This is a genomic window from Rhodococcus sp. LMD (assembly GCF_056108245.1).
In genome coordinates this window covers 4993576-5006140 of the sequence record NZ_CM148557.1, presented here as the reverse complement: position 1 = coordinate 5006140, position 12565 = coordinate 4993576, and the positions used below count along the sequence as shown (strand labels likewise).

General features: G+C 69.0%; 13 protein-coding genes. 10 read left to right on the top strand and 3 right to left on the bottom strand.

Translation table 11 applies throughout. The features are described 5' to 3' along the window. Positions 1-95: 95 nt before the first annotated feature. A complete protein-coding gene (locus tag ACWPQI_RS22925) occupies positions 96-293 on the bottom strand; it encodes a ferredoxin (protein ID WP_003938422.1) in 198 nt (65 codons plus the stop codon). Positions 294-444: 151 nt separating this feature from the next. Here ACWPQI_RS22925 and ACWPQI_RS22920 point away from each other — a divergent pair, with 151 nt between their 5' ends. The 4 genes from ACWPQI_RS22920 to ACWPQI_RS22905 all read left to right on the top strand — a co-directional run bounded on the left by ACWPQI_RS22920 (position 445) and on the right by ACWPQI_RS22905 (position 4970). Beyond that, positions 445-1689, top strand: coding sequence for a cytochrome P450 (locus tag ACWPQI_RS22920; protein WP_010593997.1), 1245 nt, complete (start codon positions 445-447; stop codon positions 1687-1689). A gap of 57 nt (positions 1690-1746) precedes the next feature. Then, positions 1747-2937: an NAD(P)/FAD-dependent oxidoreductase gene (locus ACWPQI_RS22915; RefSeq protein ID WP_268965697.1), complete on the top strand. Its 1191-nt coding sequence runs from the start codon at positions 1747-1749 to the stop codon at positions 2935-2937. Between the two features lie 63 nt (positions 2938-3000). Further along, positions 3001-4455 (top strand): aldehyde dehydrogenase, encoded by a 1455-nt coding sequence (locus ACWPQI_RS22910; protein WP_017679788.1) that lies wholly within the window; start codon positions 3001-3003, stop codon positions 4453-4455. Between the two features lie 77 nt (positions 4456-4532). Further along, positions 4533-4970 carry a nuclear transport factor 2 family protein gene (locus tag ACWPQI_RS22905; RefSeq protein ID WP_248957369.1) on the top strand — a complete coding sequence of 146 codons (438 nt, stop codon included), beginning with the start codon at positions 4533-4535 and terminating at the stop codon, positions 4968-4970. 62 nt (positions 4971-5032) lie between these two features. On the opposite strand, the gene ACWPQI_RS22900 is transcribed toward ACWPQI_RS22905, so the two are convergent. After that, positions 5033-5953 (bottom strand): SMP-30/gluconolactonase/LRE family protein, encoded by a 921-nt coding sequence (locus tag ACWPQI_RS22900; protein WP_010593993.1) that lies wholly within the window; start codon positions 5951-5953, stop codon positions 5033-5035. Between the two features lie 239 nt (positions 5954-6192). Here ACWPQI_RS22900 and ACWPQI_RS22895 point away from each other — a divergent pair, with 239 nt between their 5' ends. From ACWPQI_RS22895 to ACWPQI_RS22870, 6 genes are all read left to right on the top strand, one after another. Next, positions 6193-7140 carry an alpha/beta hydrolase gene (locus ACWPQI_RS22895; protein ID WP_010593992.1) on the top strand — a complete coding sequence of 316 codons (948 nt, stop codon included), beginning with the start codon at positions 6193-6195 and terminating at the stop codon, positions 7138-7140. Positions 7141-7154: 14 nt separating this feature from the next. Continuing rightward, positions 7155-8765 carry a flavin-containing monooxygenase gene (locus ACWPQI_RS22890; protein WP_010593991.1) on the top strand — a complete coding sequence of 537 codons (1611 nt, stop codon included), beginning with the start codon at positions 7155-7157 and terminating at the stop codon, positions 8763-8765. A gap of 93 nt (positions 8766-8858) precedes the next feature. Next, positions 8859-9872: a glucose-6-phosphate dehydrogenase (coenzyme-F420) gene (fgd, locus tag ACWPQI_RS22885; RefSeq protein WP_026137550.1), complete on the top strand. Its 1014-nt coding sequence runs from the start codon at positions 8859-8861 to the stop codon at positions 9870-9872. A 90-nt stretch (positions 9873-9962) separates the two neighbouring features. Further along, a complete protein-coding gene (locus tag ACWPQI_RS22880; RefSeq protein ID WP_017679785.1) occupies positions 9963-10337 on the top strand; it encodes a WhiB family transcriptional regulator in 375 nt (124 codons plus the stop codon). Further along, positions 10268-10960, top strand: a complete 693-nt coding sequence (locus ACWPQI_RS22875) for an AzlC family ABC transporter permease (RefSeq protein WP_010596940.1) — start codon at positions 10268-10270, stop codon at positions 10958-10960. Before ACWPQI_RS22880 ends, ACWPQI_RS22875 begins: the two co-directional genes overlap by 70 nt. Beyond that, entirely contained in the window at positions 10953-11282 is a 330-nt protein-coding gene (locus tag ACWPQI_RS22870) for a branched-chain amino acid transporter permease (RefSeq protein ID WP_003934551.1), read from the top strand. The genes ACWPQI_RS22875 and ACWPQI_RS22870 overlap by 8 nt, the downstream gene beginning before the upstream one ends. Here ACWPQI_RS22870 and ACWPQI_RS22865 read toward each other — a convergent pair. Then, positions 11252-12478 carry a glycosyltransferase 87 family protein gene (locus ACWPQI_RS22865; protein ID WP_064066595.1) on the bottom strand — a complete coding sequence of 409 codons (1227 nt, stop codon included), beginning with the start codon at positions 12476-12478 and terminating at the stop codon, positions 11252-11254. The two genes, ACWPQI_RS22870 and ACWPQI_RS22865, sit on opposite strands and share 31 nt — an antisense overlap. Positions 12479-12565: the final 87 nt, after the last annotated feature.

Genomic DNA, 12565 nt, shown 5'->3' with positions numbered 1-12565 from the left:
GCAAGGCTGACGCCCACCGCAGGCGCAGGAAGGGGCCCCGGATACGTATCCGGGGCCCCTTCCTGCGTCGTGTGCCGGCCGATCGAAAGGCGTCGTCACTCGGTGACGACGGAGATCGCACGCTCGGGGCAGGACGCGGCTGCCTCGCGTGCGGCGTGCTCGTTGGCCGGGTCGTCGCCCCCGGGCAGGACGTACGCGTGGCCGTCCTCCTCGCGCAGCGCGAAGACCTGGGGGGAGGTCATGAAGCACAGCCCGTGGCCCTGGCAGTGGTTCTCGTCGACAACAACCTTCATCGGTCGCTCCTTCCGTCATCCGGATATCGAGGATGCCAGCTCGTTGAACATTTGATTTGATGGCCGGGCTGGCGGTGTGATCTACACTACTATATCATCTGTTATAACCATTAGCAGGAGATGCCCGATCCGACGCAGGAGGGTCCACGCGATGGACAGCCGCAATCGTTGCCCCGTCATCAACTTCGACCACAATTCGCAGGAGCACTCTGCCGATCCGGTCGCCTCGTACCGCAAGGTTCGCCAGAACGAGCGAGTCGCCTGGACGGAGGCGCACGGCGGGTACTGGGTGCTCAGCGACTACGACTCGGTCTTCGAGGCCGCCCGTGACGACGAGACGTTCTCGTCGGCGCGTAACGAATATGGGGGAGAAGGCCTTTCGGTTGTCATCCCGAAGACTCCGATGCACTTCCACATCCCCATCGAGCTCGATCCCCCGGAGTTCCGCAAGTACCGCAAGATCGTCAACCCGATCACCGCGCCCGCGGCCGTCGAGCGGATGAAGGCACTCGTCGACCGCCACACCGCCGGGTTCATCGACAGCGTGATCGAGGACGGGCAATGCGACCTCACCTCGGTCATCGCGGTTCCCTCCATCGTGACGGTGGACTGGCTCGGCCTCGACCTGGCCGACTGGAAGCGCTACTCCCATGCGCACCACCAGGCGCTCGCCGGCATCCCGGGAAGCGACGACTACCGCCACGCGATGGAGGTCGAGTTCCCCTACCTGGGTGATCGCATGCGCGAGACCATCCGGGCACGACGCGAGAACCCCACCGACGACATCATCAGCTACCTCGTGCAGCAGGAGGTCGACGGCCGCCCGCTCAACGACTTCGAGATGTACTCGATCGTCGATCTGCTGCTCGCCGGCGGTGTCGGAACCACCGCGTCCCTGGTGAGCCAGGCCCTCGTGTGGCTCGCGGAGCACCCGGCCGTGCGTCAGCGGTTGATCGACGACCCGAGTCTGATGGACCACGCCGTCGAGGAGTTCCTGCGGTACTTCTCGCCCACCCAGGCGCTCGCCCGGACCGTCACCAAGGACACCGACTTCCAGGGCTGCCCCATGAAGAAGGGCGACCGGGTGCTGCTGTCGTGGTCGTCGGCCAACCGCGACGAGAAGCTCTTCGAGAACCCGGACGAGATCGACATCGAACGGTGGCCGAACCGGCACACCGCCTTCGGGATCGGTGTACATCGTTGCGCCGGATCGCATCTCGGTCGCTACATGTCCAAGACGCTCATCAGCCAGATTCTCGAGCGGATGCCCGACTACGAGGTGGACTTCTCCGCGCTCGAGCGGTACCCGCACCAGGGCACCAACATGGGCTGGCAGCGGATCCCGGCCACCTACACGCCGGGCCCGCGGGTGCTGTCGGACTACACCCTGTACTGAGGGGTGCCGAGCACGTCCACCGCATCATCCGATTCATCGACAGGACAGGGGAACGCCGTGTTCAACGGCCGAAGAATCGTCGTCGTCGGCGGCGGCCTCGCCGGGCTCCGCACGTGTGAGGCGCTGCGCGCCGAAGGCTTCGACGGTGAGCTCGAACTGCTCTGCGCCGAGCCCACCCCGCCGTACGACCGGCCGCCGCTGAGCAAGTCCGCACTCGCCGAGCCGCAGGACACCACGTTCGACGTCGACTACGCGGCGCTCGGTGTCGAACTGCGCCTCGGGGTCCGGGCCCGGTCGCTCGACACCGCCGCCCGGGTGGTGCGCACCGATGCCGGCGAGCACTCCTACGATGCGCTGGTCGTCGCGACCGGCGCGGCCCCGGTCACCCTGCCCGGGACCGGCCGGCAACTCGTGCTGCGCACCGCCGCGGACGCCGAGCGTCTTCGCGCCGAGCTACGCCCGGGAGCCCGTGTCGTCCTCGTCGGTGCCGGCTGGATCAACGCCGAGATCGCCACGACCGCACTGGCTCTGGGCTGCTCGGTGACCTGCGTGGAAGCCGGGCCCCGGCCGCTCGCGGGACCGCTGGGCGCGCAGGTGGCCGAGCGGCTGCACGCGTGGTGGGACGGGGTCGATCTGCGCTGCGGCACCGGCGTCGGCGAGATCACGCCCGGCGGACTGACGCTGGACGACGGCACCGCGCTCCCGGCGGACGTCGTCGTCACCGGTATCGGAGTGCGGCCCGACGTGGGCTGGCTGACCGGCTCCGGTCTCGAGATCGATCGCGGGGTCGTCGTCGACGAGTCGCTGCGTACCTCCGACCCGTCGGTGTTCGCCGTCGGCGACGTCGCGATGCGCTGGTCGCCCCGGTTCGGGACACGACTCGGTGGTGAGCACTGGGACGAGGCGCGCACCGGACCGGCGACGGTCGCCGGTGCACTCCTGCGGCCGCAGTCGCCGCCCGTCTTCGACCCGATCCCGTACTTCTGGAGCGACCAGTTCGGGCACAAGATCCAATTCGTCGGACACAGAAGCGAATCCGACGATATGGTGTTCCGGGAGGGTGCGGACGGCAAGTGGGGTGCGGCCTGGTTCGATGCCGCCGGGCAGCTCACCGCGCACCTGAGCGTCGATTCCCCCCGGCACATGGTGCAAGCCCGCATGGCGATCGATCGTCGTGCCGTCGTGGATCCGGACGCGATCCGGGATCTGTCGGCGCCCCTGCAGGCGCCGGCGCCGGCAGTGAAGTAGTACTCCCATCCCATCCAGCGAGTCGCCGTGGCGAGAGTCCGCGGTCGAGTGGAGGAACACAGCATGACCACAGCCACTCCCATCCAGTTGAAGAGCTACGACAAGCTGTTCATCGGCGGATCGTGGGTCGAGCCGTCCAGCGACGCGGTGATCGAGGTGATCTCCCCGATCAACGGTGAGGTCATCGCGACCGTGCCCGAGGCGCGCGAGGCCGACATGGACCGCGCCGTCGCGGCGGCGCGCAAGGCGTTCGACGAAGGCCCCTGGCCGCGGATGACGCCCGCCGAGCGCGCGGAGATCCTCGTGCGGGTCGGGAACGAGGTGAAGAAGCGGATCCCGGAGATGGCCGAGGCCTTCACCCTCGAATTGGGCGCTCCCGCAGCGGTGTCCACGCTGTTCCACCAGAACGCCGTCGACATGTGGGACGACGCGGCCACGTTCCACGAGCGTTTCGCGTTCGAGGAGGAGCGCACCTGGAAGGGCGGGCACGGCAAGATCGTGCGGGAGCCCATCGGCGTCGTCGCGGTCGTGGTCCCGTGGAACGGTCCCGTCGCGACCGGCTCGCTGAAGATCTCGCCTGCGCTCGCCGCGGGCTGCACGGTGGTGCTCAAGCCGGCCCCGGAGGGGCCCGTCACCATGATGATGCTGGCCGAGGCGCTCGACGCGGCGGGCCTGCCCGAGGGCGTCATCAGCGTCGTCCCGGCAGGACGGGAGGTGGGTGACTACCTCGTCAGCCACCCGGACGTCGACAAGATCAGTTTCACCGGCAGCACGGCGGCCGGTCGTGTGGTCATGAGCCGGGCCGCAGAGCGGATCAAGCGGGTCACCCTCGAACTCGGCGGCAAGTCGGCCGCGATCATCGCCGACGACATCGACCTCGATACCTTCCTGCCCGGCATGGTGTTCGGCGGCATCGGTCATTCGGGGCAGGTCTGCGCCGCCCTCACCCGCATCATCGTCCCGCGTGAGCGCCAGGAGGAGGTCGTCGAGGCGATCAAGGCGGTGATGGAGAGCGTGAAGGTCGGTGACCCGCGGGACGAGGACACGGTCCTCGGACCCCTCGCCGCCGAACGTCAGCAGACGCGGGTGCTCGACTACATCGAGGTCGGGAAGAAGGAAGGCGCCCGGCTGGTGACCGGCGGCGGCAAGCCGGCCCACCTCGACCGCGGCTGGTACGTCGAACCGACCCTGTTCGCGGACGTCTCCAACGACATGCGCATCGCGCAGGAGGAGATCTTCGGACCGGTGCTGGTGGTGATCCCGTTCGATTCGATCGACGAGGCCGTCGCCATCGCCAACGACTCGGACTACGGCCTGTCCGGCTCCGTCTACGCGAAGGACGAGGAGCTGGCCCAGAGCATCGCGCGACGGGTGCGCACCGGGCAGATCTCCGTCAACGGCTACGCGATGTGCGTCGTGCAGCCCTTCGGCGGCTACAAGCAGTCCGGTCTCGGCCGTGAGGGCGGCATCGAAGGGTTCGATGCGTTCTTCGAGACCAAGCTGATCCAGCTTCCCTGATCCACGACGGGTGCGGGGTGCGTCCGCGACGAGGGCGCACCCCGGTATCCGGCACCGACGAAAGCGAAGGACCCGACATGACTGCGGTATCCCCCGACCTCGCCCGCCGCGCGGAAGACCTGATGTACGCGTATGCATCCGCCGTGGACGAGGGTGACCTCGACGCCCTGCGCGCCCTGATCACGGACGACGTCTCGATCATCCAGAACGGCAAGGAGGATGTGGGGCCGGAGGAGTTCCTCGGGGTCTACCGCGCCTTCGCCGAGTCCGGCGCGGAGTTCTCCCGCCACGCGATCACCAACGTCCGCGTGTCCGGCGAGGGCGACGGCCGGGTGCGGGTCGACGCGTACTTCGAGGCGACGGTGGCCGGCCCCGAGGGCACGCAGCGGCTGTACGGTCGCTACGCCGACACGTTCGCCGAGCGCAACGGTGCGCTGCTCATCGAGCGCAAGGACATCACGGTGGACCGCGTGCTCGACCAGCCGGCCTCCGCGGCGGCGTACGCGCCCTACTGATCGAACGGGAAAGGGCGGCGATTCGTCGAATCGCCGCCCTTTCCCACGTCCTGAGGGCCGTCCTACGGGCGACCGCCGTGGGTGGCGCCGACGCGGGTGGCGAGCAGGCTCGCGTCGCGCGTGTGACGACGGGCGGCCTCCGAGGAGTTCGGCGCCGCGCAGGCGTAGAGGGTGTTGCCTTCCGGCCCGCCGAGCATGCACGCGAACACCCCGGTCGGGAACACCACCTCGGCGGTGATCGTGCCACCTTCCTCGACGCGGATGACCCGCCGGTGGAGAGCGTCGGCGACCCACACCGCACCGTCGCTGTCGAGGCAGATGCCGTCCGGCGCGACGGCCGCGGCGCTCATCGCGGCCTTGACCGACTCGGTGGGCAGGTCCGGTCCGAACGCGGCCCAGGTGCGCTGCCCATCGAGCCGGCCGTCGGCCCCGATGTCGAAGGCGGTCAGCTTGTTGCCCATGCTCTCCGCGACGACCAGCGTGCCGGCGGGGGTGATCACCATGCCGTTGGGGAAGCGGAGGTCGGAGGCCTCGACGGTGAAGGAGCCGTCCGGCGCGACGCGGATCAGGTTGGCAGGCGCGATCGGGGTGTCGCGTTTGAATTCGAAGCCGAAGCTGCCCACGTAGGCGGTGCCGTCCTCGGCGACCACCATGTCGTTGAGCTTGCCGGTCGCGACCGAGGAGAGATCGGCGTGGACGACGATCTCGCCGTCGTGCTCGCGGCGCATGATCCGCCCGGACTCCATCGCGGTGATGAGCAGGCGCCCGTCGGGCAGCCAGCCGAGCCCGGACGGCTCGTCGCCGGGGAGGGTGGCCTCGACGGTGACCGCACCGTCGGAACCGATCGAGATCACCTCGTGCCGGTAGAGATCCGAGACCCACACCCGTCCGTCGTGCCAGCGCGGGCACTCGAGGAAGGCACGGTCGGAGACGACGGTGTCGATGGGGCTCTGCAGCGCGGTGTCCTGGTTTCCGGCAGTCATGGTCGGTGGCCTTCCGTAGTAGATGCGGGGAGACGGCAGATGCGGGGAGACGCCCCCCGGAACTCTCTTCCAAGCTAGCCCAATCATGCGCATAGATAAAGGGCTCTGCCGCGCGGTATTGCAAATAATCATGCGTATGGTTATGGTGATGTGCATCACTCGCTGGGCGCCGACTCTGCGCATCCGATCGGGAGTTGTCGACGTCTGTCGAAACCCATGCCGCACACGAAGGAGATGCCATGGCCCTCGATTCCGCCACCACCGCGTTCCTCACCCAGATGGCCGAGGCAGGCGGCCCTCCGCTGCACGAGATGAGCCCGCAGGAGGCGCGCACGCTGAGCGACGGCTTCATCGAGCTGTGCGGCCCCGGACCGGAGATGGCCCGAGTCGACGACATCACCGTCCCCGGTGCCGACGGACACGAGGTGCCGGTTCGCGTGCTGGTCCCGACCGGCGACGCCCGCGGCGTGATCGTCTACCTGCACGGCGGCGGCTGGGTGGTCGGCAGCCTCGACGGCTACGACACGCTGGGACGGCAGCTCGCCGAACGCACCGGTTGCGCCGTCGCCCTCGTCGACTACCGCCTGGCCCCCGAGCATCTGTTCCCCGCCGCCGCCGACGACGCCTGGGCCGCGTTGCAGTGGCTCGCGGCGAACCGGGCCACCTACGCGGCCGCGGACGCCCCGCTGATCGTGGGCGGTGACAGCGCCGGCGGCAACCTCGCAGCGGTGGTCGCGCAGCGCGCCGTCCGGGAGAACGGTCCCGAACTCGCCCTGCAGTTCCTCGCCTACCCCGTCATCGACTGCGACTTCGACACACCCAGCTACCTCGATCCCGCGAACGAGCTCATGCTCACCCGCGACGCGATGGTGTGGTTCTGGGACCTGTACGTGCCCGAGGCGGAGGACCGCACCCGCTGGGAGGTCGCCCCGATCAACGCCGAATCGCTGACCGGTGTCGCGCCGGCCGCGGTGCTGCTCGCCGAGCACGACGTTCTGCACGACGAGGGCCGCAAGTACGCCGAGGCGCTCCGCTCGGCGGGGATCCCCGTGCGCGAGAAGGTGTTCACCGGACAGATGCACGGCTTCTTCCAGTTCGTGAACGTCCTGCCGGGCGCCAAGGACGGCATGGACTACGTCGTCGAAGCGGTCGAGGACGTGCTCGCCGGCGCGGACATCGCCCGATGAGGACGGAGGCCGGCATGGGATTCGAGAAGGCGGCAGAGGAATTCGACGCGATCGTGGTGGGTGCCGGATTCTCCGGCATCTACATGGTGCATCGGCTGCGGGAGATGGGACTGACGGTCCGCGCCTTCGAGGCGGCCGAGGGCGTCGGCGGCACCTGGTTCTGGAACCGGTACCCCGGGGCTCGATGCGACTGCATCAGCATGGAATACGCCTACACGTTCTCGCCCGAACTCATCGACGAGTGGGAGTGGACCGAGCGCTATCCCGCGCAGCCGGAGATCCTGCGCTACCTGAACTTCGCCGCGGACCGGCTGGATGTGAAGAAGCACTTCCGGTTCCGGACGCGGGTCGACTCGGCTCGGTTCGACGACCACACCGACCGGTGGACGATCACCACCGACTCCGGAGACGTCGCCGTCGCCAAGTACTTCGTCACCGCGGTCGGCTGTCTGTCCACGTCGCAGACGCCGGATTTCCCGGGCCTGGCGAACTTCCGCGGCGCGACGTACCACACGGCCGACTGGCCCAGTGAGGGCGTCGACTTCACCGGCAAGCGCGTCGGGGTGATCGGCACCGGTTCGTCCGGCGTCCAGGTGATCCCGCTCGTCGCCGAGCAGGCCGAGAAGCTGACCGTGTTCCAGCGGACGCCGGCGTTCAGCCTCGACTGTGGCAACCGTCCCCTCACCGAGGACGAGAAGCGGGAGTTCAAGGAGAACATCGAGACCTTCAAGGCGACCTCGAAGACCACACCGTCGGGCCAGTACACCGACACCCTCGAGGTCAGCGCGCTCGATCACTCCCCGGAGGAGCGGTGGGCGACCTACGAGGAGCGGTGGAACCGGCACCGGGCGATCGACCTCATCGCCGCCTACCCCGACCTGTTCACCAATCGGGAGGCCAACGAGACCATCGCGGAGTTCTTCCGCAGCAAGATCCGTGCTGTGGTGCAGGACCCCGAGCTCGCCGAACGCTTGTCGCCGCGGACCCATCCACTCGGCGCCAAGCGGATCACGCTGGACACCAACTACTTCCAGACCTACAACAGGGACAATGTCGAGCTCGTGTCGCTGCGCGAGGCGCCGCTCGAGGAGTTCACGGACAAGGGAATCCGGACCGGGGGCGTGGAGCACGAGCTCGACGCGGTGGTCCTCGCCACCGGGTTCGACGCGATCACCGGTCCGCTGCTGAAGATGGACATCTCCGGCGTGGGCGGGCAGACGCTGCAGGAGAAGTGGCAGGACGGCCCCGTCACGTACCTCGGAATCGCCGTCGACGGGTTCCCGAACATGTTCATGCTCACCGGCCCCGGCAGTCCGAACGTGCTCACCAACGTGGTGTGCGCGATCGAACAGCACGTGGAGTGGACCGCCGACTGCATCGAACGACTCGAGCAGCGCGGCGCCCGCCGCTTCGAGGCGCTCGAACCGTACACGCACGACTGGACCGACCTGAACAACGAACTGGCGAAGGGCACGCTCTACCCCGAGGGCAACTCGTGGTACACGGGCGCCAACGTGCCGGGCAAGCCGCAGGTGATCATGTCCTACGTCGGTGGGCTCAACACCTACCGTGACATCTGCGACGACGTCGCAGCCGACGGCTATCGCGGTTTCGCCATCAAGTAACGGGAAACGACAACGGCAGGACGTGCATTCGCGGCTGCACGCCGCGGCGCGTCCTGCCGCCGTTTCCGAGGTTCCGACGACGAGGAGTTCGTGGTGTCGCAGGGTCTGAAGTTGGGGTACAAGGCGTCGGCGGAGCAGTTCGGGCCGCGGGAGCTGGTGGAGCTGGCGGTGCTGGCGGAGGAGCGGGGGATGGATTCGGCGACGGTGTCGGATCATTTCCAGCCGTGGCGGCACAGCGGGGGGCATGCGCCGTTCTCGTTGGCGTGGATGACCGCGGTGGGCGAGCGCACGTCGCGGTTGCAGCTGGGGACCTCGGTGTTGACGCCGACGTTCCGGTACAACCCGGCGGTGATCGCGCAGGCGTTCGCGACGATGGGGTGTCTGTATCCGGGGCGGGTCATGCTGGGGGTGGGCACGGGGGAGGCGCTCAACGAGATCGCCACCGGGTACGAAGGCCAGTGGCCGGAGTTCAAGGAACGCTTCGCGCGGTTGCGCGAGTCGGTGCGGCTGATGCGGGCGTTGTGGACGGGGGAGCGGGTCGATTTCGAGGGCGAGTTCTACGCCGCGAAGGGGGCGTCGATCTACGACGTGCCCGAGGGCGGGGTCCCGGTGTACATCGCGGCGGGCGGTCCGGTGGTGGCGCGGTATGCGGGCCGGGCGGGGGACGGGTTCATCTGCACCTCGGGCAAGGGCATGGAGCTCTACACCGAGAAGCTGTTGCCGGCGGTGGCGGAGGGCGCCGCGAAGGCCGACCGGGACGTGGCGGGGATCGACAAGATGATCGAGATCAAGATTTCCTACGACACCGATCCGGAGCGGGCGTTGGAGAACTGCCGGTTCTGGGCGCCGCTCTCGCTCACGCCGGAGCAGAAGCATTCGATCGACGATCCGATCGAGATGGAGGCGGCGGCCGATGCGTTGCCGATCGAGCAGGTGGCCAGGCGGTGGATCGTGGCGTCGGATCCGGACGAGGCGGTCGAGCAGGTCGGGGCGTATGTGAAGGCCGGGCTCAATCATCTGGTGTTCCATGCGCCGGGGCACGATCAGCGGCGGTTTCTGGAGTTGTTCGAGCGTGATCTGGCGCCGCGCCTGCGTGCGTTGGCCTGACGCGGCTGACGCCGCCGGTGTGCCTTTTGGGCTGCCCTGACCGCCCAAAAGGCACACCGGCGGCGGAGCCGCCTGACGAAGGGAGAACCTATGCCCGCGCCCAAGCTGTTGACCCTGCCCCCGGCGATCACGGAGTCCTGGGACTGGCAGCTGCAGGCCGCCTGCCGGGACGCCGACGCCGCGACGTTCTTCCATCCGGAGAACGAGCGCGGGGAGGCACGCACCGACCGCGTCCGCGCCGCGAAGCGAATCTGCCAGTCCTGTCCCGTGCTGACCCAGTGTCTCCGGCACGCCCTCGAGGCCGGGGAGCGGCACGGCATCTGGGGCGGGATGTCGGAAGAGGAGCGCCGCATCCTGCTGCGCCGGGCGAGCAGGTCACCCCATAGCCTGGAGCCATGGCAGATGGCCGTCTCTCCGAGATCCGCACGGGTGTCCGCGACTCCTGGGCAGTCGGTCTCGGCCTGATCCCGCTCGGCCTCGCGTTCGGGGTCGTGCTCACGCAGGCAGGTTTCGACTGGTGGTGGGCGCCCGTCTTTTCGACGGTGATCTACGCGGGCTCGATGGAGTTCCTCGCCGTCGGCCTGATCGGTGCGGTGACCCCGGTGGCGTCGATCGCGGCGGCGACCCTGCTGGTGAACTTCCGGCACGTGTTCTACGGACTGTCCTTTCCGCTGGAGAAGATCCGCAGCCGGCTCGGGCGGGCGTACGGCGTCTACGCCCTCACGGACGAGACCTACGCCATCGTCGCCACCAAGCGTCGCGACGAGCTGACCGGCGCGCGGATGCTCGCGGTCGCGGCGACGTGCCAGTTGCTGTGGGTCGCGTCCGGGACCGCGGGCGCCCTGGTCGGTGCGGCGCTGCCCGCGGGATTGTCGGGTCTGGAGTTCGCCCTCACGGCGTTGTTCGCCGTGCTCGCGCTCGACGCATTCCGTCTCGGGCGCGACCTGCCGGCGTCGGCCGCCGCGCTGGTGTGCGGCCTCGTCGGGGTGACCGTGTCGAAGGACGGCATGCTGGTGATCTCGCTGGGCCTGTTCGTCGCGTATCTGCTGCTGCGGTTCGTCTACCGCAACAAGGTGGCCCGTGCCTGAGTCGGTACCGGGCGCCGGCTACGTCGTCGGTGCCCTGATCGCGATGTTCGTCGTCACCGTGGGTCTGCGGGCGGTCCCGTTCGCCGCGCTCGCCCGGCTGCGGGAGTCGGACGTGGTGGGCTACCTCGGCGGCGCGATGCCGGCCGGGGTGATGGTCATCCTGGTGATGTACACGCTGCGCGACGTCGGTCCGGCGACGTGGCTACCGGCGGTGCTGGGCCTCGCCGGAACCGTCGCGGTGCACCTGTGGCGGCGGAGCGCGGCGCTGAGCACCGTCGCCGGAACCGCGATCTACGTCCTGGCCGGGGCGTTCTGGAGCTGAGCGGCGCGAGCGCCGGCCGGTGCCGGAACCGTGCCGGGACGGCGGGACCGGGCCGCGACGGCCACCGCGACGAGCACCACGAGTCCGGTGACGCACTGGGCGTTGCCGAGAGTCTGCTGGATGGCCGACTCGACCCAGCCGTGCGTGGAGGTGTCCTCGAGCAGGTAGTTGGGCCCGACGAGGAAGACCAGCGCGGCCGGCAGCAGCACGGGCCACCACGAGCGGTACCGCGGAGCCAGCGCGACCGCGACGAGCAGCACGCTGTAGGCCCAGTGATGCGTCACCGCGATGGGCGCCGCGAGCAGGGTCGCGAGCGCGATCACCCCGAGCGCGACGACGTGCTCGCCCGATCGGGTGAAGCGGTGGGCGGCCCACAGCGCCCCGAGGACGACGAGTGCGACGCCCGCGAGCCAGGCGGCGGTGTAGGCGTGCCCCTCGACGCCCAGCCGGGCAAGCAGGCCGCTGAGCGCCTGATTGCGGAAGAAGTCCTGGTCCCCGGCCCGGTCGGTGGCCCAGGCCTCGGTGGTCCAGAAGTACACGGAGGACTCCGGGCGGAGCCAGTACGCGAAGCCCGCCACGGCGAGGAACGCACCGAAGGCGCGCGCCGCCGACGGCATGTCCCGCCGGAGCAGGAACAGCACACCGAACGCGGCCGGGGTCACCTTGATCGCGGCGGCGAGGGCGATCCCGACGCCGCGGAACCGCTGCGGGATCACGCCGAGGACGTCGGCGACGACGAGGGCCATGAGGAGGATGTTGATCTGCCCGAACAGGAAGTTGGAGCGGATGGGCTCGAGCCAGAGCGCCACGCCCAGTCCGGCGGTCGCGACCAGGTTCGCGCGACGGACGTCCATGTGCTCGAGCGAGACCTTCAGCACCCACCACACCAGGCCGATCAGGCCTGCGGTCCACAGCACCTGCATCAATGTCGCGTTCAGCAGGGGCAGCGGGGCGAAGAGGAACGCCGCGAACGGCGGATAGATGAAGCGGAAGCCCGAACTGGTGTGGAAGCCCTCGGTGTAGAGGGGGGTGTGGTGCAGGAACGCCCACCCCGCGTCGCGGAAGACCGACAGGTCCATCAGGTATCCGGTGACAGCGTTCTCGAGGTGGATGCCTGCGACCACGGCCGACACGAGCAGCCCTGCCCCCACGAGCAGCGAGTACCCGGGCCGGGCTCGAACTTCGGACAGCAGCACGGACGATCACCTCCGCTTGTCGGGACAGGAACCTCCCGGATACGTTACACAATCGTTGCCTTCGGGGCCGGATACGCGGGTTGCCCG

What these genes read in the sequence shown, in the direction of transcription:
- ACWPQI_RS22925 (WP_003938422.1), bottom strand. Translation starts at nt 293, where the DNA reads ATGAAGGTTGTTGTCGACGAGAACCACTGCCAGGGCCACGGGCTGTGC.
- ACWPQI_RS22920 (WP_010593997.1), top strand. Translation starts at nt 445, where the DNA reads ATGGACAGCCGCAATCGTTGCCCCGTCATCAACTTCGACCACAATTCG.
- ACWPQI_RS22910 (WP_017679788.1), top strand. Translation starts at nt 3,001, where the DNA reads ATGACCACAGCCACTCCCATCCAGTTGAAGAGCTACGACAAGCTGTTC.
- ACWPQI_RS22905 (WP_248957369.1), top strand. Translation starts at nt 4,533, where the DNA reads ATGACTGCGGTATCCCCCGACCTCGCCCGCCGCGCGGAAGACCTGATG.
- ACWPQI_RS22900 (WP_010593993.1), bottom strand. Translation starts at nt 5,953, where the DNA reads ATGACTGCCGGAAACCAGGACACCGCGCTGCAGAGCCCCATCGACACC.
- ACWPQI_RS22895 (WP_010593992.1), top strand. Translation starts at nt 6,193, where the DNA reads ATGGCCCTCGATTCCGCCACCACCGCGTTCCTCACCCAGATGGCCGAG.
- ACWPQI_RS22890 (WP_010593991.1), top strand. Translation starts at nt 7,155, where the DNA reads ATGGGATTCGAGAAGGCGGCAGAGGAATTCGACGCGATCGTGGTGGGT.
- ACWPQI_RS22880 (WP_017679785.1), top strand. Translation starts at nt 9,963, where the DNA reads ATGCCCGCGCCCAAGCTGTTGACCCTGCCCCCGGCGATCACGGAGTCC.
- ACWPQI_RS22875 (WP_010596940.1), top strand. Translation starts at nt 10,268, where the DNA reads ATGGCAGATGGCCGTCTCTCCGAGATCCGCACGGGTGTCCGCGACTCC.